Genomic DNA, 1,859 nt, shown 5'->3' with positions numbered 1-1,859 from the left:
AGACCATTGCAGACAATAATAAATTTGTAACAAAGAAATCTATTGATAAACTAAACAATATATTACAGGAAATATCAGTATTAGAAGATTTATCAACTAAAGATAGGTGGGATAGGAACGATAGACTAGAAGCAGAAATAGCAATAGTTAAAATGGATAATGCTATTTATGATTTCTTTTAGGAAGTAAAACCAACAAAAGAACAACTTGGGGATATTCTGAGAAATTTTGCAGGTGATGAAGGATTCTTTGAACAAACTGGAGACTTATTAACTACTGAATATACTGATAAAGAAGGTAATGTAAAAACTTCAATGGCTAAGAATACCTTTATTTGGTATTTAGCCTCTAGAGCTGCTATGAAATCTTCTGATTTCTTACATTACTATAAACAGGCACTTAGTGATAAAATCGCACCAATTCCAGGTTAGGAAATGGCAGTATATCTAGGAGTTGCTTCTATAGTAAATAGTGACGTAATGAATGATTTTGTTGAGGCTTATCATAGTACAGCAGTTGAGCAATTTAATAGTATGGATGAGTCCAAACGTGCGGAAGTATTAAATAAGTTTGACGAATCAGGAAATGCTTTCTCTAAAGATTTACTTGAATACTTCTCTGATCATAATGTTCTTCCTCAATATAAAAATATAGTATTTATAGAGGGTGCCCCTGGAACTGGTAAAACTAATGCAGTATTTCCAACTATTAAGGCTGTAATAGACAAAATTGACGATAAGTATCTTGAAAATGTAATGCTTGTCCATACAGATTCAGCTAAGGCTAAGGAAGCTATGGATAAAATTGGATTTAAAGGAGAAGCAAAATCTTAGGAGGAACTTCTTAAGTGGATGTCTTCTGATTGGAAAGATACTAGAAATAACAACAATACATTCTATGATGGCACTTACAAGTTTGAAAATGGAAGACTCGTAAATACCATGACTTTAAATAAATATGATAAAGTTCCTAAAGTAATCTTCATAGATGAAATTGGTCAGTACGATTAGAATGATTTGGACTTAATTTCTAGATTTGCTTAGGAGAATGGAATAGTAGTAATTACTGCAGGAGACGTACACCAAAATGTTAAATCATCAAAAGCTACTGTAAAAGGTAAAACATTAGATTTTACAATCAGTAGAAACAACTTTGCTAGATCTATGAAGTTAGGAGTTCCACTTAGAACTACTACTAAATAGATGTCCAACAGTTTAAAGCACATGTAGGCTGCTTGGAATAACATAAAAGGTACTGATAATCCTGTAGAATTTGAGTACTTTAATGGTGATGAAGAGCATAAGGGTCTATATGGGGTTCGTTCTTTTAGTAATTCTAGCAATGTTGATGATATTGTAGCTCAAGTTTAGTTAATGGTAGATACCACATCTGAAAAGATTGGATATATTTACTATGATAAGAACTCAGAAATATACAAAGCTTTAACTAGTAAATTTGGCGATAAGCTAAAACCACAAACTCCTATTGAAGCGTAGGGAGAAGAATTACAATATTATATTGTAGAATCAGCTCCTTATGGAACAGACAACCAAAGTGCAAAAGTAGAGAAGTTTAGAGAATTATACACTGGTGTATCTCGTGCTAAATAGGGAGCAGTTCTTATATCTTCTTAGCAAATTGGTTCTATTACTCTTTCTGAAAGATAGGATAATAAATACTAGAAAGAAATTCTAAATGAAGCTGGTATTAAAAAATCTTACTAGAAGAGAATGGAGTTATTAGAAGAAGTACTTGCAGAATTTGGAGAAGAAGTTCCAAATATTGAAATAAAGCAACCTTCTAAACCATCTACTTAGACTCAAACTACACTTGATACTCCTCCACCTACCTTATCTCCT

General features: G+C 32.2%; 4 protein-coding genes. All 4 read left to right on the top strand.

From position 1 onward, the window contains the following. Window positions 1–182 (top strand): hypothetical protein (locus ACI3VO_RS00960; RefSeq protein WP_439756104.1); only part of this gene is annotated, 182 nt, incomplete at its 5' end. Between the two features lie 252 nt (window positions 183–434). After that, window positions 435–833, top strand: coding sequence for a hypothetical protein (locus tag ACI3VO_RS00955; protein WP_439756103.1), 399 nt, complete (start codon window positions 435–437; stop codon window positions 831–833). Window positions 834–851: 18 nt separating this feature from the next. Then, the gene (locus ACI3VO_RS00950) at window positions 852–1,010 is read left to right on the top strand and encodes a hypothetical protein (protein ID WP_439756102.1); all 159 of its coding nucleotides are present in this window, start codon (window positions 852–854) and stop codon (window positions 1,008–1,010) included. A 363-nt stretch (window positions 1,011–1,373) separates the two neighbouring features. Further along, a complete protein-coding gene (locus tag ACI3VO_RS00945; RefSeq protein ID WP_439756101.1) occupies window positions 1,374–1,496 on the top strand; it encodes a hypothetical protein in 123 nt (40 codons plus the stop codon). The last annotated feature ends 363 nt before the right edge of the window (window positions 1,497–1,859 follow it).

Source organism: Intestinibacter sp., from assembly GCF_051866655.1.
Lineage (GTDB): Bacteria > Bacillota > Clostridia > Peptostreptococcales > Peptostreptococcaceae > Intestinibacter.
This window is presented reverse-complemented; position numbering and strand designations above follow the sequence as displayed.